The sequence below is a fragment of the Paenibacillus sp. 1-8 genome (assembly GCF_056316205.1).
The window spans coordinates 1,169,190-1,191,981 of record NZ_CM149995.1 but is presented as its reverse complement, the minus strand read 5'-3'; the positions used below and the strand labels follow the sequence as shown (position 1 = coordinate 1,191,981).

General features: G+C 41.4%; 22 protein-coding genes. 7 read left to right on the top strand and 15 right to left on the bottom strand.

Annotation, left to right across the window (positions count from 1 at the left end):
* Positions 1–80 precede the first annotated feature (80 nt).
* A complete protein-coding gene (locus AC0WRU_RS05495) occupies positions 81–1,349 on the top strand; it encodes an MFS transporter (RefSeq protein ID WP_476127552.1) in 1,269 nt (422 codons plus the stop codon).
* Positions 1,350–1,462: 113 nt separating this feature from the next.
* On the opposite strand, the gene AC0WRU_RS05490 is transcribed toward AC0WRU_RS05495, so the two are convergent.
* Positions 1,463–2,377, bottom strand: a complete 915-nt coding sequence (locus tag AC0WRU_RS05490; RefSeq protein ID WP_476127551.1) for an EcsC family protein — start codon at positions 2,375–2,377, stop codon at positions 1,463–1,465.
* 195 nt (positions 2,378–2,572) lie between these two features.
* On the opposite strand from AC0WRU_RS05490, the gene AC0WRU_RS05485 reads away from it, so the two are divergent.
* Positions 2,573–3,091 carry a GNAT family N-acetyltransferase gene (locus tag AC0WRU_RS05485; protein WP_476127550.1) on the top strand — a complete coding sequence of 173 codons (519 nt, stop codon included), beginning with the start codon at positions 2,573–2,575 and terminating at the stop codon, positions 3,089–3,091.
* 65 nt (positions 3,092–3,156) lie between these two features.
* Here the strand turns inward: AC0WRU_RS05485 and AC0WRU_RS05480 are convergent, their stop codons facing one another.
* Complete coding sequence (locus AC0WRU_RS05480) at positions 3,157–3,582, bottom strand: Lrp/AsnC family transcriptional regulator (protein ID WP_025685170.1); 426 nt, start codon at positions 3,580–3,582, stop codon at positions 3,157–3,159.
* A 161-nt stretch (positions 3,583–3,743) separates the two neighbouring features.
* Between AC0WRU_RS05480 and AC0WRU_RS05475 the strand changes: the two genes are divergently transcribed.
* Positions 3,744–4,499 (top strand): MBL fold metallo-hydrolase, encoded by a 756-nt coding sequence (locus tag AC0WRU_RS05475; RefSeq protein WP_476127549.1) that lies wholly within the window; start codon positions 3,744–3,746, stop codon positions 4,497–4,499.
* Between the two features lie 98 nt (positions 4,500–4,597).
* Here the strand turns inward: AC0WRU_RS05475 and mmsB are convergent, their stop codons facing one another.
* From mmsB to AC0WRU_RS05455, 4 genes are all read right to left on the bottom strand, one after another.
* The gene (gene mmsB / locus AC0WRU_RS05470; RefSeq protein ID WP_476127548.1) at positions 4,598–5,761 is read right to left on the bottom strand and encodes a multiple monosaccharide ABC transporter permease; all 1,164 of its coding nucleotides are present in this window, start codon (positions 5,759–5,761) and stop codon (positions 4,598–4,600) included.
* Positions 5,745–7,295 carry a multiple monosaccharide ABC transporter ATP-binding protein gene (gene mmsA / locus AC0WRU_RS05465; protein ID WP_476127547.1) on the bottom strand — a complete coding sequence of 517 codons (1,551 nt, stop codon included), beginning with the start codon at positions 7,293–7,295 and terminating at the stop codon, positions 5,745–5,747. Before mmsA ends, mmsB begins: the two co-directional genes overlap by 17 nt.
* A 34-nt stretch (positions 7,296–7,329) precedes the next feature.
* Entirely contained in the window at positions 7,330–8,415 is a 1,086-nt protein-coding gene (gene chvE, locus AC0WRU_RS05460; RefSeq protein ID WP_476127546.1) for a multiple monosaccharide ABC transporter substrate-binding protein, read from the bottom strand.
* 523 nt (positions 8,416–8,938) lie between these two features.
* Entirely contained in the window at positions 8,939–9,142 is a 204-nt protein-coding gene (locus tag AC0WRU_RS05455; RefSeq protein WP_019686344.1) for a helix-turn-helix domain-containing protein, read from the bottom strand.
* Positions 9,143–9,313: 171 nt separating this feature from the next.
* On the opposite strand from AC0WRU_RS05455, the gene AC0WRU_RS05450 reads away from it, so the two are divergent.
* Positions 9,314–9,601: a hypothetical protein gene (locus AC0WRU_RS05450; RefSeq protein WP_476127545.1), complete on the top strand. Its 288-nt coding sequence runs from the start codon at positions 9,314–9,316 to the stop codon at positions 9,599–9,601.
* Positions 9,602–9,776: 175 nt separating this feature from the next.
* Here the strand turns inward: AC0WRU_RS05450 and AC0WRU_RS05445 are convergent, their stop codons facing one another.
* Positions 9,777–10,751, bottom strand: coding sequence for a hypothetical protein (locus AC0WRU_RS05445; RefSeq protein WP_476127544.1), 975 nt, complete (start codon positions 10,749–10,751; stop codon positions 9,777–9,779).
* Positions 10,752–11,525: 774 nt separating this feature from the next.
* Between AC0WRU_RS05445 and AC0WRU_RS05440 the strand changes: the two genes are divergently transcribed.
* On the top strand, positions 11,526–12,416 hold the full coding sequence (locus AC0WRU_RS05440) for a hypothetical protein (RefSeq protein WP_476127543.1): 891 nt from the start codon (positions 11,526–11,528) through the stop codon (positions 12,414–12,416).
* Positions 12,417–12,483: 67 nt separating this feature from the next.
* Positions 12,484–13,134, top strand: coding sequence for a hypothetical protein (locus AC0WRU_RS05435; RefSeq protein ID WP_476127542.1), 651 nt, complete (start codon positions 12,484–12,486; stop codon positions 13,132–13,134).
* Positions 13,135–13,876: 742 nt separating this feature from the next.
* Here the strand turns inward: AC0WRU_RS05435 and AC0WRU_RS05430 are convergent.
* The 6 genes from AC0WRU_RS05430 to AC0WRU_RS05405 form a co-directional block, all read right to left on the bottom strand.
* Positions 13,877–14,848, bottom strand: coding sequence for a GTP pyrophosphokinase (locus AC0WRU_RS05430; protein WP_476127541.1), 972 nt, complete (start codon positions 14,846–14,848; stop codon positions 13,877–13,879).
* A gap of 177 nt (positions 14,849–15,025) precedes the next feature.
* On the bottom strand, positions 15,026–15,454 hold the full coding sequence (locus AC0WRU_RS05425) for a hypothetical protein (RefSeq protein ID WP_476127540.1): 429 nt from the start codon (positions 15,452–15,454) through the stop codon (positions 15,026–15,028).
* Positions 15,455–15,907: 453 nt separating this feature from the next.
* The gene (locus tag AC0WRU_RS05420; protein ID WP_476127539.1) at positions 15,908–17,713 is read right to left on the bottom strand and encodes an ATP-binding protein; all 1,806 of its coding nucleotides are present in this window, start codon (positions 17,711–17,713) and stop codon (positions 15,908–15,910) included.
* A 652-nt stretch (positions 17,714–18,365) separates the two neighbouring features.
* Entirely contained in the window at positions 18,366–18,494 is a 129-nt protein-coding gene (locus AC0WRU_RS05415) for a hypothetical protein (protein ID WP_476127538.1), read from the bottom strand.
* Positions 18,478–18,804 carry a nucleoside triphosphate pyrophosphohydrolase gene (locus AC0WRU_RS05410; RefSeq protein WP_476127537.1) on the bottom strand — a complete coding sequence of 109 codons (327 nt, stop codon included), beginning with the start codon at positions 18,802–18,804 and terminating at the stop codon, positions 18,478–18,480. Before AC0WRU_RS05410 ends, AC0WRU_RS05415 begins: the two co-directional genes overlap by 17 nt.
* A 109-nt stretch (positions 18,805–18,913) precedes the next feature.
* Positions 18,914–19,420: a hypothetical protein gene (locus tag AC0WRU_RS05405; RefSeq protein WP_476127536.1), complete on the bottom strand. Its 507-nt coding sequence runs from the start codon at positions 19,418–19,420 to the stop codon at positions 18,914–18,916.
* A gap of 208 nt (positions 19,421–19,628) precedes the next feature.
* Between AC0WRU_RS05405 and AC0WRU_RS05400 the strand changes: the two genes are divergently transcribed.
* A complete protein-coding gene (locus AC0WRU_RS05400) occupies positions 19,629–19,976 on the top strand; it encodes a helix-turn-helix domain-containing protein (RefSeq protein ID WP_476127535.1) in 348 nt (115 codons plus the stop codon).
* Between the two features lie 474 nt (positions 19,977–20,450).
* Here the strand turns inward: AC0WRU_RS05400 and AC0WRU_RS05395 are convergent, their stop codons facing one another.
* Together AC0WRU_RS05395 and hcp are read right to left on the bottom strand one after the other, a co-directional pair.
* Complete coding sequence (locus AC0WRU_RS05395; RefSeq protein ID WP_476127534.1) at positions 20,451–21,173, bottom strand: hypothetical protein; 723 nt, start codon at positions 21,171–21,173, stop codon at positions 20,451–20,453.
* Positions 21,174–21,412: 239 nt separating this feature from the next.
* Complete coding sequence (hcp, locus tag AC0WRU_RS05390; protein WP_476127533.1) at positions 21,413–22,705, bottom strand: hydroxylamine reductase; 1,293 nt, start codon at positions 22,703–22,705, stop codon at positions 21,413–21,415.
* Positions 22,706–22,792 lie beyond the last annotated feature (87 nt).

The window sequence follows — 22,792 nt, the reverse complement described above, 5'->3', positions numbered from 1 at the left end:
CTTTATCCCCCTTTCAGCCATTTGCTGCAAACGGATCGCTTCCTATATCTTAAAATATACATACATAATCGGAGGTTGCCATGACTACTAAAACTGCCGTAAAAAAAGAAACGGGCCAATCGCTCCCTCTGCCGGGACCTCAAGCGAAGGGTACCGTTTTTGCGATTCTGATTGCCATCAGTTTCGTTCATCTGTTCAATGACTCGATTCAATCGGTCATTCCTGCGATCTTTCCGATCTTAAAAGAATCCATGAACCTCAGCTACACGCAGATCGGCTGGATTTCATTCGCCATCAATTTTACAGCTTCGATCATGCAGCCAGTCATTGGCTTATTTTCGGACAAACGGCCTACGCCCGCGATCCTTCCGATCGGCATGGGCTTTACGCTGACCGGCATGCTGCTGCTGGCCTATGCTGCCGATTATAAAGCAGTGCTGATCGCAGTCATCTTCGTGGGTCTGGGCTCAGCGGCCTTTCACCCGGAAGGCTCGCGAGTGTCTCATATGGCAGCCGGACCACGCCGGGGGCTGGCTCAGTCCATTTTCCAGGTTGGCGGTAATGCAGGCCAATCGCTGGCACCGATGCTTACGAGCTGGATTTTTATCCCGTTGGGGCAATTTGGCGCCATCTGGTTCACAGGTATTGCCGCAGCGGGTATCGTCGTCCAATCGTTCATCGCCCGCTGGTATGGTAACGTCCTGCGCACGGAAGGCTATGCACGTAAAAAAGCGGCGGCACGCCGCATGAAGCCCGAAGCACGCAACCGTATTATGTTTGCCATGATTGTTCTCATACTGCTGGTATTCGTTCGTTCGTGGTATTCGACCTCGGTCGGAAGCTACTATTCGTTTTACCTAATGGAAGTATTTAAAATGCCATTGGCTGATGCGCAGTTGTACATTTTCCTGTTCCTCGGGGCTGGAGCGCTTGGCACCTTCTTTGGCGGCCCGCTGGCGGACCGTTTTGGTAAACGTAATATGATTTTCCTGTCTATGGTATTGGCCGCACCTCTTGCGCTGTTACTACCTTACGCCAACCAATTCTGGACCGCTATCCTGCTGCCGATCATCGGATTTATTATGCTGTCGAGCTTTTCGATTACGGTCGTATATGCGCAAATGCTCATTCCCGGCAAAATCGGAACCGTCTCCGGTCTGATCACAGGCCTCGCTTTCGGCCTTGGCGGTGTAGGTGCGCTTGTGCTCGGCAACTGGATTGATAAGGTAGGCATCACCAACATCATGTTCCTGTGCGGCTTTTTGCCTCTGCTCGGCATTTTGACATTCCTGCTTCCTACAGATAAAACCTTAAACCGCTGGGCGGAAGAAAACGGAGCCGAAGTGTAACAGGTAACCGTGTGGCGGCCATCCCGGCCGCTTCACACCTTCGTAGTTGCCTATCCTGATTTCTCCACCAAGCAAGCCAAAAAACATACCCTCTTCTATCCCGAATAATCCAGTCAGCTCTCTTCTTCCGCCAAACGTATCAAAATACGGCGCTTCCTGTATAGCATTTTACCCGCTTCAGCTACATCACTAATAGCACCTCGGTTGGCAATGGAGCCGAACAAAATGCCCGCAATCGGGATCATCTGAAGCAGCTTTTTCCATCCAAACTGATCGCGATAGGTGTTAATAACTTCTCTCCACCCTTGCATTTGGGAAAAGACCTGTGCCTGGCGTGAAGGATCATCAAACAAGGCCAGTTCCTCCAGCACAGCCTTTTTACCGACAATATCAGATGAAGCAAATTGCATACATTTAATTATAAAAATGCGTTCCTGCTTCTCATCAGGATTGAAGCCGTAGCATAAGGCCATTTCCTGAAGCACTTTGAGTGACAATCCGAGTAAAATAGGAATATCCGCCGCAATGGTAAACACACCGCCGATCCCCGTTGTTGCTCCCTGAGCGGTGGCAAAGGTGATGCGACCTGACGTAATATCGTCAGCGGTCTGATCCATGATCGTTAGCGGCAGCTCAGCCGCCTGCTTCAATCCCCACGTCGGTTCAGGGCTAACGTCCGAATCCGCGTTTTCCCTATCATGAAGCCGATCCTGCGTATCAGAAGTGGAAGCCACGCCATTTTGCCGAATCACATGTTCACGGGCCGTCTTTTTCAGCTTATTCAGAACCGTTTCTTCTTTCACCAGATATTTACCGCCGTTTTGAATAAAGCTTCCCAGCTCGTTAAGCAGTTGTTCCAGCTTGTCCTTAATCATTTTGGGCGTCAGTCGATCCAGTAGCATAAAAGGCCATCTGCCGAGCTTTTCCCAGAAAAAAATATCCTTTTGCGCCTTCTCCCACGCCTCAATGGTCTTCAATTCATGGCGCAATCGTTCCTGACTTTCCCGATATGCTGTAACCTGCTTCATAGAAGTACACGTCTCCTTTAAACCATGCTGTTTAATGTAATGGGTAATACGTAAGTAAGGTAAGCTCAGGTTTCCTTTTTTAGCAAATTAGATGTTATACATTGTTCTAGCCAATTGCAGGCTTGACCGAAGCCTCGTTTTGGGTAACAATGATTCCTAATATGTACAAAAATACGTACAGATCGGAGTGTACCCATGAACAAACCTGCATTCACCTCACAGCCTTCCTCTACTACTGACGTAGAGCTTGTACCTTACCATTGTGAGCATGACGCAGTTTTACATACCTTTTATTTACCTGAGGATCAGCAGCAGTTTACCGGAATGCCGGATGAAATGCTGGCACTGGCCAAGGAAGATCCGCACCGTCATCCTGTCGTGATTACAGCTGCCGGGAGACCTGTTGGATTTTTCATTTTATACGATGGAGATGAGCTGGCCGATTATACGACTACTTCCGAGGCTCTGCTGCTACGCGCTTTCTCTATTCATTACACAGATCAGGGACAAGGCTACGCTAAAAAAGGGCTGCTTCTACTGCCACATTTTATCTCCAGGCACTTCCTAAATATTCGTGAAGTCGTGCTGGGTGTCAACGCCCGTAATCTGCCTGCTAAAAATCTGTATCTCAAATGTGGCTTTAAAGACGAGGGTGACACCAGGATGGGATCGCACGGCTTGCAGCATATTTTAAAAATGAGCCTGTCCAGCTGACTTCTATGCGCCCGCCCTCGCCAAATAAAAAAACTCCCGGCATAAGCGCCAGAAGCCTTTATCATTCATATTTCTCCTATCGAAAAGCTTAGTTTGTAATTTCCGAATTTAGTTAATTCATCCAGCATAGCAGTTAACTCTGACTGCGAGGACATGCGCAAGCGCATCCAGTAACAGCCCTCCCCACTAACCCGATGAATCTCGACGATATAAGGATGCTCTCGTGCAAAAGCCTGAAAAGCACTATGAACGGTTCCCGAATTCAAAAACACCGTAATAAAGGCATGAATGGTCTGCCCCATTTTTTCAGGGTTCCAGCGTAGCGTGTAGCCCTCGATGATGCCTGCATCCTCCATTTTTCGAACACGCGCTCCTACCGCTTGACCCGTAAGATGTACAAGCAGACCAATCTCCTTGTGCGATAAAGAGCTGTCCTCAATCAGATGATGAAGAATGCGCAGGTCGATCTCATCAGGTACGAATAGTTCCATAGCCATTTTTCCTTTCATGATGAAACGAGAATTCTTATTTTCCTTTCAGCAGGCCGTAGCCTGTAGCTTCTTGCATCACATATGATTGTAACAGAAACAAACAACTGTCGAATATATTCAGCTTAAAAAATTATTAACCAATATAAAAGGAGATTCCAAATATGAAAATCACACTGATCCGCAATGCAACCCTATGGCTGGAGTACGCCGGAGTAAAATTCCTGATCGACCCGATGCTGAGCGAGCCTAGCGTAAATCCGCCTATTCCCAATACGGAAAATGACCGCCGTAATCCGCTGGTTCCATTGCCACCGCAATGGGAAACGCTTGGACAGCCTGACGCTGTTATCGTTACGCATTTGCACCCGGATCACTGGGACCCGGCAGCAGCGCAATGGCTGGACAAACAGCTTCCTGTCCTCTGCCAGCCCGGAAATGAAGAGCAGATCGCCGCTGACGGTTTTACGCAGGTGACTCCGGTTTGGGTGGTAGGTTCTGTGGGAGAAATTGAGATTATCCGCACAACCGGGCATCATGGTACTGGAGAAATCGGGGAACAGATGGGCCCCGTATCAGGCTTTGTATTTCAGGCTCCAGGCGAGCCTGTTGTCTATTTGGCCGGGGACACAATCTGGTGCAGTGAAGTATCAGAAGCACTCGACAAGTACCATCCGGAGTGGACGATTGTGAATGCCGGAGGAGCGCGGTTCACGGTTGGTGATCCAATTACGATGACTGCACAGGATGTGACGACGGTTGCGCAACATGCCCCCTATACACAAGTAGTGGCTGTCCATATGGAGGCGATCAATCATTGTCTGCTCACCCGAACTGAGCTATCCGAACATATATGCAACGAAGGACTGAGTGAGCGCGTGCATATTCCAGTAGATGGAGAAAGCTTATCTGATAAATAAGCTCCGCTAGCCTCAAAAACGAACCAACAAGGAACCTCCAGCATCCACATTTTAAGTGGGACTGGAGGTTCCTTTTATACGATAATGGAATATAAAGTTTAAGCCGATCTTTTGTTTTTGTTGTAAATATCGAAGGCTACCGCCAGCAGCAGCACCAAGCCCTTGATGCCTTGCTGCCAGTCAATGCCCAGACCGATCAGGGACATGCCGTTATTCAGTACGCCCATAACCAGACCACCGATAATCGCTCCGAAAACCGTTCCGATACCACCGGATGCCGAAGCCCCACCGATAAAGCAAGCTGCGATAGCATCCAGCTCAAAGTTCGTACCTGCTCTTGGTGTAGCCGCGTTCAGACGTGCAGCGAAGATCAGGCCGGAAATGGCGGCCAGCACGCCCATGTTGACGAATACCCAGAACGTAACTTTTTTCGTTTTGACACCGGACAGACCCGCTGCCTTTTCATTTCCACCCAGCGCATACACATGACGGCCCATAACCGTGCGGTTCATCACGAAGGAGTATACGACGATCAGAATAAACAGCAGAACGAGAATGTTCGGGATTCCCGCGTAGCTCGCGAGCATGAAGGTGAACAGATTGATGACAGCAGCCACCACAATCAGCTTGAGTACAAATAAAGTCTGTGACGGAACCTCGAATCCATATTTAAGCTGGGAACGGCGTTCCCGAAGCTCATTGATGATAAACCATACCGTGAGCGCGATGCCGACAATGATGGATACCAGATTATAACCCGAGGAAGCAAAATCAGGCAGGAAGCCTGAACTGATTTTCTGAAAGCCACCCGGAAAAGGAGAGATGGATTGACCTTCCAGTACGATCATGGTCAAGCCACGAAAGAGCAGCATCCCCGCCAACGTCACGATAAACGCCGGAATCCGTACATAAGCGACCCAGAAGCCTTGCCACGCTCCGATCAGCGCTCCGACTACCAAGGATACAATCACGGCGATCCACGCCGGAAGCTGCCAATCGACCATCATAATGGCGGCAACTGCTCCGACAAAAGCGGCGATCGAGCCGACAGACAAATCAATATGTCCCGTGATGATGACCAGCACCATCCCGATGGCAAGCACGAGAATGTAACTGTTTTGCAGAATCAGATTCGTAATATTAATCGGCTTCAACAGCAGGCCGCCCGTCAGCACCTCGAACAGGATCATAATGACGACCAGCGCAATCATCATGCCATATTGGCGGATGTTATTTTTAAATAGTTTAGTTATGGTTTCCATGCTTCACGCCTCCCGACTTGGTCATATATCTCATCAACGTTTCCTGCGACGCTTCCTCACGGCTAACCTCTCCGGTAATCCGCCCGGCGTTCATGACGTAAATCCGGTCACACAAGCCTAGTACCTCTGGCAGCTCGGACGAAATGACCAGCACTCCCTTGCCTTCAGCGGCAAGTCGATGAATAATCGTATAAATTTCATATTTGGCGCCCACATCAATACCGCGTGTCGGCTCATCCAGAATCAGAATATCCGGCCCGGCAAAAATCCATTTGCTCAGCACCACCTTCTGCTGATTGCCGCCACTCAGATTACCCGTTTTCTGTAAAATGCTCGGCGCTTTAATGTTCATGCTCTTTTTCATATCCTCGGCAACGATCACTTCCTCCTGCTCATTGACGACAACGCCCTTCGTCAGCTTGTTCAGGCCGGTCAGCGAAATATTGCGCTTGATATCGTCCATCAGAATAAGGCCAAACTCCTTGCGATCCTCGGTCACATAGGCAAAGCCGTTGTTAATCGCGTCTGTTACCGTGTTGTTCTGGATCGGCTTGCCTTCCTTGATCAATTGGCCGGAGATATTGCGTCCATACGATTTGCCGAAAATGCTCATCGCCAGCTCGGTCCGTCCCGCTCCCATCAGTCCGGCAATACCGACAATCTCACCGCGCCGGATATTCAAATTCACCTGATCAAGCACCTTGCGCTCCGCATGATGCTCGTGATACACCGTCCAATCCTTCACTTCCAAAATGACCTTGCCAATCTCCGCATGGCGCTCCGGGTAACGGCTGGTCAGATCACGTCCAACCATCCCGCTAATAATCCGATCCTCCGTGACCTCATCCTTTTTCATATCCAGTGTCTCAATCGTCTTCCCGTCCCGCAAAATCGTAATCGAATCCGATACCTTGGCGACCTCATTCAGCTTGTGGGAGATGAGAATGCAGGAAATGCCCTGTCTTTTAAATTCAAGCATCAGATTAAGCAGGTTTTCGCTGTCATCCTCATTCAACGCCGCTGTCGGTTCATCGAGAATGAGCAGCTTTACCTTTTTAGAGAGCGCTTTCGCAATTTCAACCAGTTGTTGCTTCCCGACCCCGATGTTCGTAACTAATGTATTGGGATTTTCGCTTAAGCCGACCTTGGACAGCAGCTCGCGTGTGCCAACAAAAGTCTCTTTCCAATCAATCACGCCGCCGCTGGCGCGTTCGTTGCCCAGATAAATATTTTCCGCAATCGAGAGATACGGGATCAGCGCCAACTCCTGATGGATAATGACGATACCCAGTTCCTCGCTTTGCTTGATATCCTTGAACTCGCACGTTTTTCCCTGGAAAACAATATCCCCTTCGTAGGTTCCATGCGGATATACACCGCTCAGTACCTTCATCAGCGTCGATTTGCCCGCACCATTCTCACCGCACAGGGAATGGATCTCGCCTTCCTTGACCTTGAGATTTACATTTTCCAACGCCTTCACGCCGGGAAAGGTCTTGGTAATTCCCTTCATTTCCAAAATGATTCCAGTCATGGGATACGCTCCTTTCGGTTTGAATAGCCTACTCTTATTTCAGTCCGATTTGCTCCTTGGTGTAATAATGACTGCCGACAATATCCTTTTCGACATTCGTCCGATCCACCGAGATCGGATCAAGCAAATAAGCAGGAACTACCTTTATTCCGTTGTTATACGATTTGTCATCATTCACTTCCGCTTCCTTGCCCTGTAAAATGCTGTTGGCCATCACTACCGTTTGCTCCGCCAGCTTGCGGGTATCCTTGAACACGGTTTGCGTCTGCTCCCCGGCCACAATCGACTTGATCGAAGCCAGCTCCGCATCCTGCCCCGTAATGATCGGCAGCGGCTTGTTCGCTGTTCCGTAGCCAACCCCTTTGAGGGATGAAATAATGCCGATGCTGATTCCGTCATATGGAGATAACACCGCGTCCAGATTCTCCCCCGAATAGTAGGCGCTCAGCAGATTATCCATTCGCGACTGGGCCAAAGCTCCATCCCACCGCAGCGTAGCGATCTGCGCCATCGTCATTTGCTTGCTGCGTACGACGAGTTTTCCGGAATCGATGTATGGCTTGAGGACAGACATCGCGCCGTTAAAGAAGAAATACGCGTTGTTGTCATCCGGTGAACCGCCGAACAGCTCTACATTGAAGGGGCCTTTGCCTTCTTTGAGTCCCAGCTTTTTCTCAATATATGACGCCTGTAGCACGCCCACCTGAAAATTGTCGAAGGTCGCATAATACGTCAAATACGGCGTGTTTCGAATCAGACGGTCATAGGAAATGACCTGAATCCCCCGGTCGTGCGCCTTCTGGATTACATCCGTCAGTGTGTTCCCATCCACGGATGCAACCACCATGACATTCACGCCCTTGGTAATCATATTTTCAATTTGGGCAATCTGGTTTTCCACCACGTCCTCGGCGTACTGTAAATCTGTTTTATAGCCTTGCTCTTGAAACAGCCGGACCATATTCTCTCCGTCCCCTACCCAACGCTCGGACGATTTGGTCGGCATGGAAATGCCCACATAACCTTTTTCCTTGCTGCCCGTTCCACTCTCCGCCAAATTACAGGCCGAAAGCATCAAGGCCAAAACCAGAAGCCAAACGACAACAGCTCCTTTTTTCATATGAAGTTCCCCTTTCCTCATGTGATGCGGGTCATTTTAAAGGTAAGTGCTGATTAGAAAAGAAAATAGATAGCGCTTACAATAGAGTGGCGATGAACGCTAACGCCTCTCCTTTTTTTATGTGCAACCACATGGTATCATTCCAAGCCGGGAAAGGTCTTTGCTGGTTTTGAACTTTTTTTATAAAATTTTAACCTTTGTGTGGGGGGAGTGATTTGAAGAGGAATAAAGATTGTCGGGAGATCGCTCATATATTTTGAAAACACAAAAAGACTTTAGCCTTCTTACGATTGGCAAAGTCTCGATTTGTTGAATCAGTAAATCGGATATTTAAATAGTTCACACTTTATTGGCAATTCACCAATGACAGGTACGTGTGGGTCAAATAAACGCCAGCTAATCCTATTAGATAAAAAGACTATATAGCAGACCCAGGCTCCAACGGACCCACAGCTTGAATATTTATGTTATACGACGGAATCACTTCTTCGATCAACCAAAATTCTTCCTTGATCTTGATCTGTCATTGCTCTGCTATGTGTTCCAATAAATCTCCTGGTTGACAACCTAAAGCCGTACATAATTTATCAATTACTTCTAATGACACATATTCATTCGTATTGAGCTTCGCCATTGTAGCAGACGAAATCCCCGTCATTTTAAGTAAGTCCTGCTTCTTAATTTCCCTGTCGATCAATAATTTTTGAAAAGGTTTGTAACTAATCATCTGTTATTCCTTTCACACATGAAGTGAATTTTCTTTAATTATATGAAAGTATATTTTCTTTATCAAAAACATCTTCAACATGTATTGACTTATATGTTCATTATGATAAAATTATATTCAATAAGTTAAACTTTTATTTACAAAATTAAATCCATTGGATGGTGTTCAATTATGCATACTTCTTTAGAAGTCTTACTCGATTCACTGATTCGTAATCGAATTGAATCTTTATATGGCGAGCTTATCAAAAACAACTACAGCTACAACCAGTTCTCATCCGAACGGAATCTTTACTTCAAGCAGTTACATGAACTACTATCAGAAGATATACAAAAGACTCTATTCCTTTTTGATGACGCAGACCTTTCTGTTCAAGCTATTTTAGAGCGTGAAATCTATTTGCAAGGTTTTAAAGATGCTCTTCATCTACATAACGAATTAGATTTATCTTTAGATTGAGAGCCTATTGGCTCTTTTTTCTTTTGATTCTGTCGTATAACGTTTCTGTATTCATGAACCCCGCCAGGGGTTGTCTGCTGAAATACCTGCCCGAAATCCACCAGCAGACCAAAGCTCAACGGAGTCGCTGCTTGAATATTATGTTATATGATGTCGAGATCATCTCGAACTACAATCAAATCTTCTCTAAATCACTAAATAAATCGTTAATATTTGATAGTGCAAAAACTTTAGTATCATACTTCTTATCCAGACCTAATCGCTTGATTCTATTCATTTGATCGCGATCTGTAAGTACGTAATCACAATAAGGAAGTAGCGTTGACAAGTTCGAAATATCTGTGGGATCTCCAATTTCAAGAGATTTTCTTTTCGAAGTAAATAAATCCGTCACCATACGTGCATTGATATCTACATAGGGCAATTGTTTATAATCATTTGATTTTAAAAAATCCAAGTAGCCTGATAAACCACTTTTTTGTTCTTCGTTCCAAAAGGATAACGGTCTATTTAGCATGTGTAAGATTTGAAGATTTTCAACTTCACTCAAAGGAATATCATTTTCTTTTTTGTATTTATACATACCTATTAAGTGTGAAATAGCAATAAAATGTCCGTTTAACTCATCATTTATTTTTGAGGCAAATTCTTTGTCTTTGTAGAACTCATCTTTAACGGATTGAAGTTCTTCGATATTTTTTTGCTTTATAATCTTTCTTGTATCTATTTCTAATTGAGTTGGCTCTATTACAATTGAAAAAATAAAACCATTTTTATTTTTGAGATGAGTTACTGGATCTCTATGAAATGCGTCTAAATATGTTAGTTCTACATCTTTTGTTTTACTATACGATTTTATTGCTTTGATCAGTTGGCTTTCTTTGATTTCATCATTCGAAAGAAAGCTAATTCCAAGTGATAAATCTACGAATTGCTTAATCACTTCGCCAACTTTTTCCTCTATCTCTTCTTCTTGTTCTCCTAATGGACAAATGAGTTTTCCTTGGCTTACTTTTTCTCTAACAATATTAAATAACTTTTTTATTCTTGGATTCTCTTTCTCCTCTTTGATAGTTTTATAAATTTCTATAACGGCAAGGGTATCTAGCCAGATAATTGGAGTCGTTGATTTAGTAATAAATATCCCCAAATAATCCACCTTCATTTCTATGCTTTTACTCGATTTCATATAACGTTTTTGTGTTCACGACGTCCCTCCGACTTAAGGCGACAAAGTCGCCGGGCGCGATGCGCTTAGTCAGTGCGGATGTGTCCGGCTGTCACCACTTCCCCGAAATCCATCTGACGGACCGAGGGGGCTTGTCCCATAATGCGTGAAAACGTTGTTAGGTGATGTACTTACCTTCTTCGAAATACCTTCAAACCGTTGAATTCTATCCATCCCCTCTCTCACTCGGTGGCAAATCTAACTTTATTATACCGGTTTCCCTCCCGAATATCGGACACCGCACCTCTTATTCGATTAGGCGCTTAGAATTGCTCGATATTGCTTCGATTTTCGTTTTCTGACCATCAGACCTTGATTAACATAACGATTTACTTACCTGACACACTACCTTCATAATAAATCGTCGGTGGTCCATTTTTTTTATGTTTGTTGCAACTTTCATCCGGTTCCATTGTTTTTGATTTTAATGAACAAAATTTTGTCCATTTAAATAATAGCAACTTCTACAAAAATGAAAATTGTTCTGGTAAGAACCTGTACCCTTGCTATTCTAACACACCGTTTATATAATATCATAAACGACACATATTCAAGCCGTCACCATACCCCTGATGACGTTTCCTTCAACTCCCGACTACATCGCGAGTATTATGTAACCATCCCCATAACACGCGAAACGCCCGCACAAACTACATATTGTATAAAGCTACATTTAATTATGAAAGGAAATGAAACATGGAGGATAGAACTAAAATAAACAACTTGGCGTTAATTCCCATCAACGAAAACTTTGTAGATGTTTTTGAAACATTTATGGATGATAACCAGAAAACTAAAATTCGCGCGAACAGCGTGCGGCAGTATGTTGAAGGTATTATTGATTTATTGTTGAAAGACAAAATTGTAGCAGTTCTTAAACCCAATGAAGATTATACGGGTATCAACTGGGGTAGAAAAATAACAATCATAAAAGAAAACTATGATAGAAACATTGGGGAAAATATACAAGAAATTTTTAGAATTGGAGGGGACGGCTCACATTTTAATGGTAAAGTTAACGATGATGATTTACATATAATCATAAATAAAGCTATTCATATTGTAGAAGATATCTTCGTGAATTATTTCCTTGCTCCTGAGCATAGATTCGGTTGTGAAGATATTTACACTATATTTAGTATGCTTCCTTTGTATCATAGAATATATATATTAGAAAATGTAGCTACACATTACACTAACCCAGATATCGTTGATCGACTTTCGCTTGCTTACACAAAGTCGGGGGATAAGAATAAAGCAATCACACTTCTTGAAAAGTCATTGCAAGAAAATGCGATTGATAAGTTCTTCTATAATTGTCAATTAATCAAAATAAATACTTTATATTCAAACTTGACAGAGTTATACGAGAGAAATGCTCAATATGAGAATAATCCAGAACGTTCAGTAGCTCTCATTGATGGCAATCAATTAGTAGTAGGGTTGCCAACCTCAAAGGATGTTTTTGATACTGCAAGGGCTGTAGAAATATTTAGTGAATGGTTCGAAAGAGACAAGGAAAAATATCCTGAATTTATAAATCTTTTTCTATATTTGATGAAAACAGATAATCGACAATATAATTAGTTATTATACAATTTGGTGCTTTTTATTATGGGCGTAATGGGGAAACCGACAAATTCCAATTTGTGGGGTGATTAAAATAGAAGAAGTAAAACCAAATGAAAAAGAAAGAGAAGTATTATCGTTATTTTATAATAGATTCTATGATTTATATGAAGAAGTTGTAAATGATGATTTTATAAACAATGATGCTAAAATAAGATTTTATAAACTAAGGGAATCATTTTCAATATATAAAGAATTATTGAGTTATGAGCCAATTAAAGAATATATTAACTGGATGAAAAAGGGCGGTAGACCATATTTTGAAAGTATAATTGCAGATGATTTGTTTAGTTTTATAAGAAATCTATTATTGCACTTTCCTATTTTTGATACATGGGATGAGGTATATATAAATAAGAACTTAGCCACGTGGAGCAAAATAGGTCAAATAGATAAATTTCTAACTAAAAGTATTAAACAAAAGATTGATGGTAGAGGCACTGTAAAATACAGAATATGGGAAGAAAAAAAGAAAAAAATGACCTACTTTTGCATTAATTTCCCTGAGCGATATAACGATACTAATATTTATTTAAAGGATATAATATCAGAAGAAGTTGGAATGAAATTTTGTATGGCATTAATGAGAGAAATATTAGATACTCAGGTAGAGGACTCAGAAGTGCCTGATATAAAAATAATGTCTCAAGTATATTTACCAATCAAAAATATATAGCATTTTAAGTTGTATACATTCTAATTTGTAGCCAGGTTCTTTCTCCCAAGCTGCTAAAGATTTCAGACTAACACTGCCCATACGAATGGTATAACAAATATAAAATAATACTTCCAATGTAGCATAAAAAGAGTTGTTTATAATCCAAAAAACTTCAGTTCTTTGGACCAACTGTCTACATTTCGAAGCCGTCAGCCTATTTGAGTTGACGGCTTTTTATTTTACCCCGTTCAGAAAAGAATCGTGAAAACTTGCAAACAGATGGATTCATGAAAGCATTAACCGATTCTGTGAGCGATTCTAACCCTCGCGTATTCAATCCCCATTCTGAACAGCAAATTATCTCGTATTGTTCTTCAAAAATATAGAATTAACGATTTTTAATCGTAACTCTAGCGGACCTAAATCTTATTCCATGCGTCGTCTGATCAACTCGTGTTGTCTTTCAACATTTTCATCTTTTGATTTGTGATCGTATCTCGCGGCTCTATTCCTGCTATATGCTTCGCTTGATCTCGTGCAATCACATCTTTATCTTTGGTTAAATGACTTTTTACATCCGAATATATATTGGATGGTTTATATTTTTAGACTTTGCGGGTATGTCACCTAACGTCCTTGTATTCACGAACCTCGCCAGAGGTTGTCTGCTGAAATGCCTCTCCGAAATCCATCCAGCAGACCAAGGCTCCGTAAGAGCCGCTGCTTGAATATTATGTTATGTGCTGTTGCACTTCCTGAGTTACTTAAGCAATTTTCTGTATTTTTCTACAGTACCATCAGAAGATTCTTGATGTATAAATTCAAAGTAATCTTCATTTATTAACTTTAAAATTATTCTAATGACTCCGACATCTCTAAACTTTCTACCAGGCTCAGAGTGTGGAGGTCTTTCCTGCTCATATAATAGAAACGCATCCCAAGCGCTCATAATCATGGATTCGATTTGGCTTATCTTTGTTACATTAAATTTGTACAACTGATTAACAAGAATCGATATAGCCTTTGCATCTGATTTTTCTCTATCTGGGAATTTAACGTCAAAATAAGCTTTTAAACTATCAATATTAATATTTTCGTCATCTGCTTGTTCTTGCTCGAATTGTTCTATTAAATGTTCTCTTGTATTCTCTCTTGACATAAAAAATAATTCAAAATGTTTATCTGCAACATAAAATAGTCCACTTAATGCAAAAAAGTCTTTCTTTAAATCATCGGGAATATCATTTTCAGTTTTGTAATCAAGGTAATGAGAAATGTTTGCCCATGCGTCCATAGTCATTGTTCTTACTTGAATTTCAAAGGACATTCCCTTAATATTATCGTACCTAGGACCTCTATAGTCCTCTTTTAACTTGACAATAAAATGTATCGACATATATCCAAATGAATTTATATCAGAACTGTCTATCTTATTATCTTCTTCTTCAATCTCAAAAACATCATTAATTGAGTTGCGTATTTTCTCAATATCCGTTAAGAATAAACAAACTATACGGATTCCAAGAATATCTTTAACTTCTTCAAATGGATTCAATAATTCTTTTCTTTCAATCTTTGAAATAAATGAATCTACACTTTTAATTCTAGACTCAATTTTATTAATTTTGATATCTAAACTCTCAAGTTTTGAATTAATAATATGCTTTGCTTCTTTCTCTAACAAACGAAAAAACGGAACTTTTTGACGATATTCTTGAATTAACTTATTCATTTCCATCATTAATCCTCCATAGTCTCAGGCAATTGCACATAACGTTTTTGTATTCATGAACCCCGAAGGGGTTGTCTGCTGAAATGCTTCCCTGAAATCCTTCTCGCAGACCAAGGCTCCAAAGGAGCCGCTGCTTGAATATTATGTTATGTGATGTCAACAACTTCCTCGAATTTACTAGATGCCTAATACTGAAATGTAATCTTGGGATTTCAATTGCTCTTTAATCCATGTTTGAAATTCTTTAATTAATTCTCTCAGTTTTTCAATATTATTTTCATAATCTTTTATAAAGTCATCTTCACTGTATCCAAAGTAAAAACCAATGTGCTCTTTAAGAGTATTCATTTGGGCTTGTCCTTCAAGAAGGTTTATTATTCTTTCTAATCTCCCCAGGATACTCCACCAAGTTTCCTTTTGAATCTCATTAAAAGCGTAGTGATCATATGTACTATGTTCACCTTCAACTGATTTCTCTATAAAACCAAATAGTTCTTCGGTCAAAAAAATTGAAGTATCACTCCAACATTGACCAAGGTACCTACCTGGCAAAATTTCAATATAACAAGTGCCTTCAAGTTCTTCTTTATTTTTTATTATCTTCATTATGTTTACCTCTTAAATAATTTCGTTGATTTCACATAACGTTTCTGTATTCATGAACCCCGGAGGGGTTGTCTGCTGAAATGCCTCCCCGAAATCCATCTGGCAGACCAAGACTCCGAAGGAGTTGAAGCTTGAATATTATGTTAAGTGTAGCTTCTGTCTTCCTGAATCACCTTCATAGGTTTGCTCTTCGCCAGGCGCGCCTCGTTCCGAATCGGCTTCGTTAATCTTATCAAATCTTTAGCAATTCTTAGCCTGTAAATCGCTTTTAAATATGTACTTCAGAAGTTGCCCCTAACGCACCTATATTCACAATCTAGTCCATGCTGGGTGTGCGCCGACTGCCAGACTGAGAACGTATGTCCGATGCATTAATTTTAATATTATGTTAGGTGATAAATTCTATTATTAAAAGGATTAACCAAAAACCGGCCATAAGGCCGGTTTAATTTATTAGTTTGTTTCTTTAAACTCCTCAATATATAAAGGTCTATCTTTAATTTTTATAATCCCCGATTTTTCAATAGCTTTTTCAGCATTTTCCGAGAGATCATAAGTTACAAAAGCAAAAGTTTTTTTGTCTCCCGTTTTATAATCTAAAGGAATAGAGATATCTTTTATATTACCAAATGTAGATAATATTTGGAATAAAACTTCTTCTTCTGTCCCATAAGGTAAATTATATACAAAAACCTTGTTATTTTTCTCTCTAGATGAAACCTGTGCAATTTGTTTTGATGGATTTATCACTCTATACTGTGGTACTTTTCTTCTTGTCCAACCACGCTTTTTCCTTGATTCTTTGAGAGCTTGATCCCGTGAAACTTCTCTCACAATAAGATTCTTTCTCTGCATCTCTTCAATTAATTGTCTGAATTTATCCGTATCTACAATATCAACAGCATGCATAATTTCTTCAGGGGAAATTAATTTATCTCCGTAGCCTATTCTAACTACCAGCTTTTCTTCAGAAGTAAGATTCAGATCATTAAAACTATCGAGCCACAATTTCACTTCTCTAGAATAGACATATTTATGATGCAGCACTGTAGTAAAGCTTTCATTCGACGAAATGAATTCTGGTGGAGTTAAATCGTTAAAATTCATTTGTTCATAAATTCTTTTAATTCCTTCGCCTAGCTCTCGCATATAACCAATTTCTCTTAAAACCCTCGCAATATAAGCATTCCTTGATTGGTGAGCATTATTTAACTCAAGCAAATCATCCACAGTTATTGTCGAAAGAAGTGAGCCTGGGCTTGTGATCTCAAGCCTATCAGAAAAGATTTTGATCTCAACCCCTCTGCCTTCTGTGCTGTAATCGCGATGAGCTATCGCGTTTATTAAGGCTTCGCGACACGCAAGTTCAGGATACATAACTTGTGACTGGAAAATGGCATCTTTTGAGAACTTTGTTTCAGTTAAGTGTGGTCTAAGTAGATCCCAACTTGACTCTACTAACTTTAAAACGTTATTAGACACTTGGTCTTCAAACGTAACGTTATATTCTGCCCCTGCTTTTAATTCAGTACCATCAATCTTAAGCAATCGAGCCTGCAAACGCGGGTGCCACTTTGATGCTTCTTTCGCAAATAATAGTACTGCTGCTCTTCTTAAACGAAACTTTTCTCCATCGTATTCTACTAAGTCTAAATGTTGTAAACATCTTTCAACGGTCATACCTTTTGAAATTTTGCTTGCAACTTGTTCTATTAGAGTAGTGTCTAAATCTGCAATAGATGCTCCATCTACGAAATCTCTGTCGTAGCGTCTTGCTAGCACCTCTTTTCGCGAAAAAATAATTTTTTCAGACGGCATAGGAATTGATTCTAAATCGCTTCTTTGAATGCATCTGCCGTCAACCGTCAAGTATACATACTCAGTTCCTTTTGCAACAGAAAAATACAAAATCATTTTTTCATTGTAAATAACTTTTCTTGCTTTTACAGATGGTAAAGGTGTCTCTGCATGTATATGTGTAGACGGTGCTTTTAATAAAATATCTATTCCATTTTCGTCGTACTGAACTCCGGTGCAGGTACCATCGTCTTCAACTCCTACAAGCAATTCGCCACCATCAGCATTCGCAAATGCAACAAGTGTCCTAGCGATATCTTGCGCAACATCTTTCAACGCACGTCCCTTTTTCTCACCTGGTTTGCCTTCAAGGGCACTTTTAAATTCTCTAAATTGACTTTCTCCTAATTCGATTGCAAGTTCTATTCTTTCTTGCATTCTTAAAATATCACTTGTCATCATGATTTCATCCTTCTATTCAAATTATTGTATTAATAATACCACAATCAACTTTATAAGTTACCCTTCTATTTAGTTTCAAGAAGTTGTTACCTAACGTTCCCGTATTCACAACCCAGTGTATGCTGAGTGTTCGGCGACTGCCGAATTCAGCAGCATGAATATTATGTTAAGCATCGCTTCCGTCTTCCTGAGTTACCTTCGTAGATTTGCTCCTAGCCAGACATGCTTCGTTACCGAATCTGCTTCGTCAATCTTATGAAATCTTTATCAATTCTTAGCCCGTAAATCACTTTTAAATATGCTCCTCAGAAGTTGCGCTTAACGTAATATTCACGAAGTTCGTAAATATAAGAAATACAATTGATTAAACGAAACATCGTATTTGAAATAGCCCTTTTGAATCATGTTTATATTGTATCATCAAATGGAAGAATATGACGATCACTAATCCTGTACTTTCAAACAAAAAACTCCCGCCAAAACTTCAGCAGAAGCTTTTTTGAATAATTGATTCACACAGGGCATCCCATCAATGACCATGTACATAAGAATCATCAAACGTTAACTATACCTAATAGATAAGAAAATAGGCTTATTCCATGTGTACTATTTGGCTAGACTTTAAGCCTACTGGAGCAGATAAGTCAATTTCTCAGCGATTCACCCCGGACAGCATAATAAATGAAGTCATTATATAAATCCCGGAGGCATGTTGTATCCCGGCAATCGGCTCATCCGCCAAATTGTCCGTAATGAGCTTGACATTAAGCTTCGTCGACATCAATTAAAAACACCCGCTCCTGAAAGCCACCCCGTGCCTCGGCTTTGTCTGCCCGCAGCCTGTCCAGCTCTGCCGTATTTGCCCCATGTACTTCTGCCAGCGCCCGGATGACTTCCAGCATATCCGCCAGCTCTTCCAGCGCGTCCTTATCTTTCGCCGCTTCAAAATATTCCTCTGCTTCTTCACGAAGCTTCGTTCTCAGCTCCTGCTTATATTCCTCCGGGTCCAAAATACGCGTTCGGCATTCCTTACCCTGAGACGTAATGATATGCGGAATCCGATCCCGCACCAGCTTGTTGTATGTAGGCATCTGATAACACCCTTTCTGTTTTGGAGCCTTTAGGCCGCAGCCAACATCTCCCTTTTTGCCATTATATCATTCGTGAGAAAAGGTTGGGTGTTATTAACATATGATTTAACTACTTAATGGACTGCTTCTTTATAAAAATAGATTGATACCGCTCTGCTGGATTAGCTACAATTCGCCGTGATAAACGGTTTAAAATATGATCTGTTCTAAAAAGTAGTCTATCTACCTCCTCCAGCTTCATTGGCTTGTTATATGCATGATCCTCTGCGGAAATAAGGTAATGCACTGTACCCATAAATAGTACCATATCCAAATTCGGTTCAGCATCCGTGTGGATTAACCTAAGTACATCCGTTATAGATAGGCTAATGGAGGATAGAATAATTTGATTTCGGTGAACATAAATAGCCTTAGCCATAGAAAACATCGCCCGGTCACAAAGAACGAGGCAGTTGTGAAATTGATGATAATCACGCATGATCTGTGCAAGCTTTATCTGATATTGCGCCAGCTTTTGAAAATCCATCATGCAATTCAATATGTTGGGGTCGCTATGATTCGGCTGTATGGAATCTGGATCACTATGTAGGTGGTTGCTTAAGGAGTCATTTTTCACGGGAGTCAACTCCTGAATTTGGATTTAAAGAGCAGTAAAGGCATCGTGGAAGCAATAAGGAACCAACAAAAAGTATAAAATTCTAGCTATCAGGTAAGCTTTATAATAAATATTACTATATAGTAGTTTTTAATTCAATTTACTTATTAACAGTTATTAATTAGAAGTAACTCTTTCTCTACACTTCTAACTATAGAGAGGTGTAAACATGTCTGAAATTTTAGATTTAGTCGGTACACGCATTCGGGATATTCGGAAGTCTAAAGGGCTTTCTCAAGAAGCTTTAGCCGAAAAAGCAGGATTCAATTCGAGTTATATTGGTTTTATTGAGCGCGCAGAGAGAAATATATCTTTGAAAAATCTGGAGAAAATAGCGAAGGCATTGAACGTGGGCGTTTATCAGTTGCTTACATATGTAAAGGAAAATGATGAGCTTACCGAAGAAGATTCGAGTGTAAAAAGTATTTTGACTCTGCTAAGAACGCGAGAATCCAAAGATACTGAGCTGGCTTTGAAGATTCTTACGGACATATTCGCAAGAATTGATGAACATTAATCCATAAGTAGCTACGTTCGCATTCACTGGGTGTCAGATTGGTGATTACTTACTCTAGGTACACGAAATCCCCCCAAGGAGGGGGGATTCTTTGAAAAAGTTTACATAAAATGATCGAGAATAATGCTCATTTAAAGATTTTGTTATACAGCTTTATAATTAGGTATGAAAGTACAAAGCAGAATACAAAAGAACCCAGAAAGTCACCAATACCAAAGAAGTAGTTTTCGGCCTCTATACCAATTCTAAATACATTTTGACTACCTGTTACAACCTGAGTTGTACGTAAAGTCAGAAAAGGAAACAGCAACCCATAACTATACTCGTTGAAAGGGCTTCCTGATTCGGGGCTACTCGATCCTTGAGGTTCATATGTCGAAGGGTATATTAATGAGGCCATCATAATTAGAAATGCTAAAATCCAGTACTTTTTGGTTTTGAGAAAATTCATGAATCACCTGCCGTAAAAGTTTATTAATAATTGTGTATGCTATCCTCAAATAGTACTGTAATGTCCTGAGAATAGCTGAGTGGTGTACCTTTAATCCCCCATGTTAATAAGCCTCTGGCTGTGATATCAGCGCTATTCCCGAGAGCCCTAACATCTCCATCAAGATGTTTCCAATTGTTTGCGACAGCTATGCCCGTTTGCCAACTGGTAAGCACTTTCCCTCTCATAAATAAGCCATCGTACATTCTTCCGTCACTTGAGTCCCCAATTAAAATGTTGTACTGAATATGCACATAACACCAACCTAACGATGGGACACCGGTCCATACTTCAGCTTCCCTCTTATTGTATGTCTTGTAAGTTGGTTTTATGATGTTGTCATCCTCGGGTATCGTTTTGATATTGACCAACTTGGTTTCAATTGCAGATTTATCTACAAAAAATTGAGAAAGGTATTGTTTCAATTCTTCATCACTATAATTCTTGATTTTAGCTGCATACTCATCAGTCAATAATTCTTTATCAAAACTAAGAGCTCCTTCATTTGACTTCTTTGCTTCATTCAGCTCTATAATCGCGTTGTTGAGCCTTTTAGCAATCTCATCTTTGTTATAAACACTGTCCATTAATCCACTTGATAAGTTGTTAGAAGAACTATCATTTATATTTGTAACCTCATCTGCAAAAGCCATTGTGGGTACCAACATACTACTTGCCAGCATACCTGCAATAATTCTCTTTTTCATTTTTTCAATCTCCTTTAATTTTTCTGTGTGAACACATTGTATTCAACACATACTCATTTAACCATTATTATCCACATAATGAAATAGTGCATGAGTACCAATATGTTCCATAAAATTAATGTAATAAATTGTTGAACATTCTATAATCATGTCATTTCATGACTTACCACAAAGATAAGCAAATAAAAGAAGCCGTGCAATAACACGACTTCTAATGGAGTTGTAACCTTCTGTCGCCCCTACGACAACGCCAGCATCGCTTTCATATCTTCCTCCGCTGTAGTAATCAGCTTCAAGCCAAACAGCTCCACCAGTACATCCAGTACGCCAGAAGAAATGAACTCGGGCGGTTTCGGCCCGATGCGGATATCCTGAATGCCGAGGCTGAACAAGCCTAGCAGGATCGCCACCGCTTTTTGCTCAAACCAGGACAACACGATGCTGACTGGCAACTCGTTCACCGTACAACCAAAAGCATCTGCTAACGCCAGAGCGATTTTCACCGTAGAACCGGAATTGTTGCATTGCCCCAGATCAATATAACGCGGAATCCCCGTGTCCCCCACGGTGCCATAGTCCACGTCATTAAAGCGGAATTTCCCACAGGACGTGGTTAAAATAACTGTATCGTTCGGCAAGGAAGTTGCCAACTCTCGGTAATAGTTGCCACCTTTACCTGGTGCGTCACAGCCTGCAATAACGAAAAAGCGGCGAATATGTCCGTCTTTAATCGCCTGAATAATCTCAGGAGCCAGCCCGATAACCGTCTCGTGATGATATCCCGTCGTAAGCACCTGCTCCGAATCTACATCTGCGGCTGGCAGGGCTAACGCACGCTCGATCAATGGTGAAAAGTCGTCGTCCATGATCTTGGCTACTCCCTCCAGCCCGGCTACTTCATAAGAGAAGAAGCGGTCTGCATACGTGCCTTTAATCGGCATAACACAGTTCGTCGTGGCGAGAATTGCACCCGGGAACTCCTCGAACAGTCTGCGCTGATCGTACCAGGCTTTGCCGATATTCCCTTTGAGATGTGCATATTTCTTCAGCGCTGGATAACCGTGGGCTGGCAGCATTTCCGAGTGGGTATAGATATTGATGCCTTTACCCTCCGTCTGCCGCAGCAATTCCTCCAGCGCATACAGATTATGTCCCGTCACAACAATACATTGACCTTCAATTTTATTCTGACTGACGGTAATCGGCTGCGGAATGCCAAAACGATCCGTATGCGCATGATCCAGCACATCCATGATCCGTATCGCAGCATTTCCGACCTTCATCGCCATGTCCAAATGCTCTTGTAAATTAAAGTTAGAATTGGTTAAGGTCATATATAACGCTTCATGCGTAATACGATCCACCTCAGGATCGCTATAGCCCAACTGTCGAGCGTGTGTCGCATAGGCCGCAATGCCTTTTAATGCAAAAATCATCGTATCCTGCAAGCTCGCTATCGTTTCATTCTTGCCGCACACCCCAACTACGGTACACCCGCCACTCGGCGTCTGTTCACACTGATAACAAAACATATTGTTTTCCTCCAAATATTGATAGATATTTGTTCGTTATCAATAGCGTAACAGACCCCCAAACGCGCAGGTGTGATTACACACACA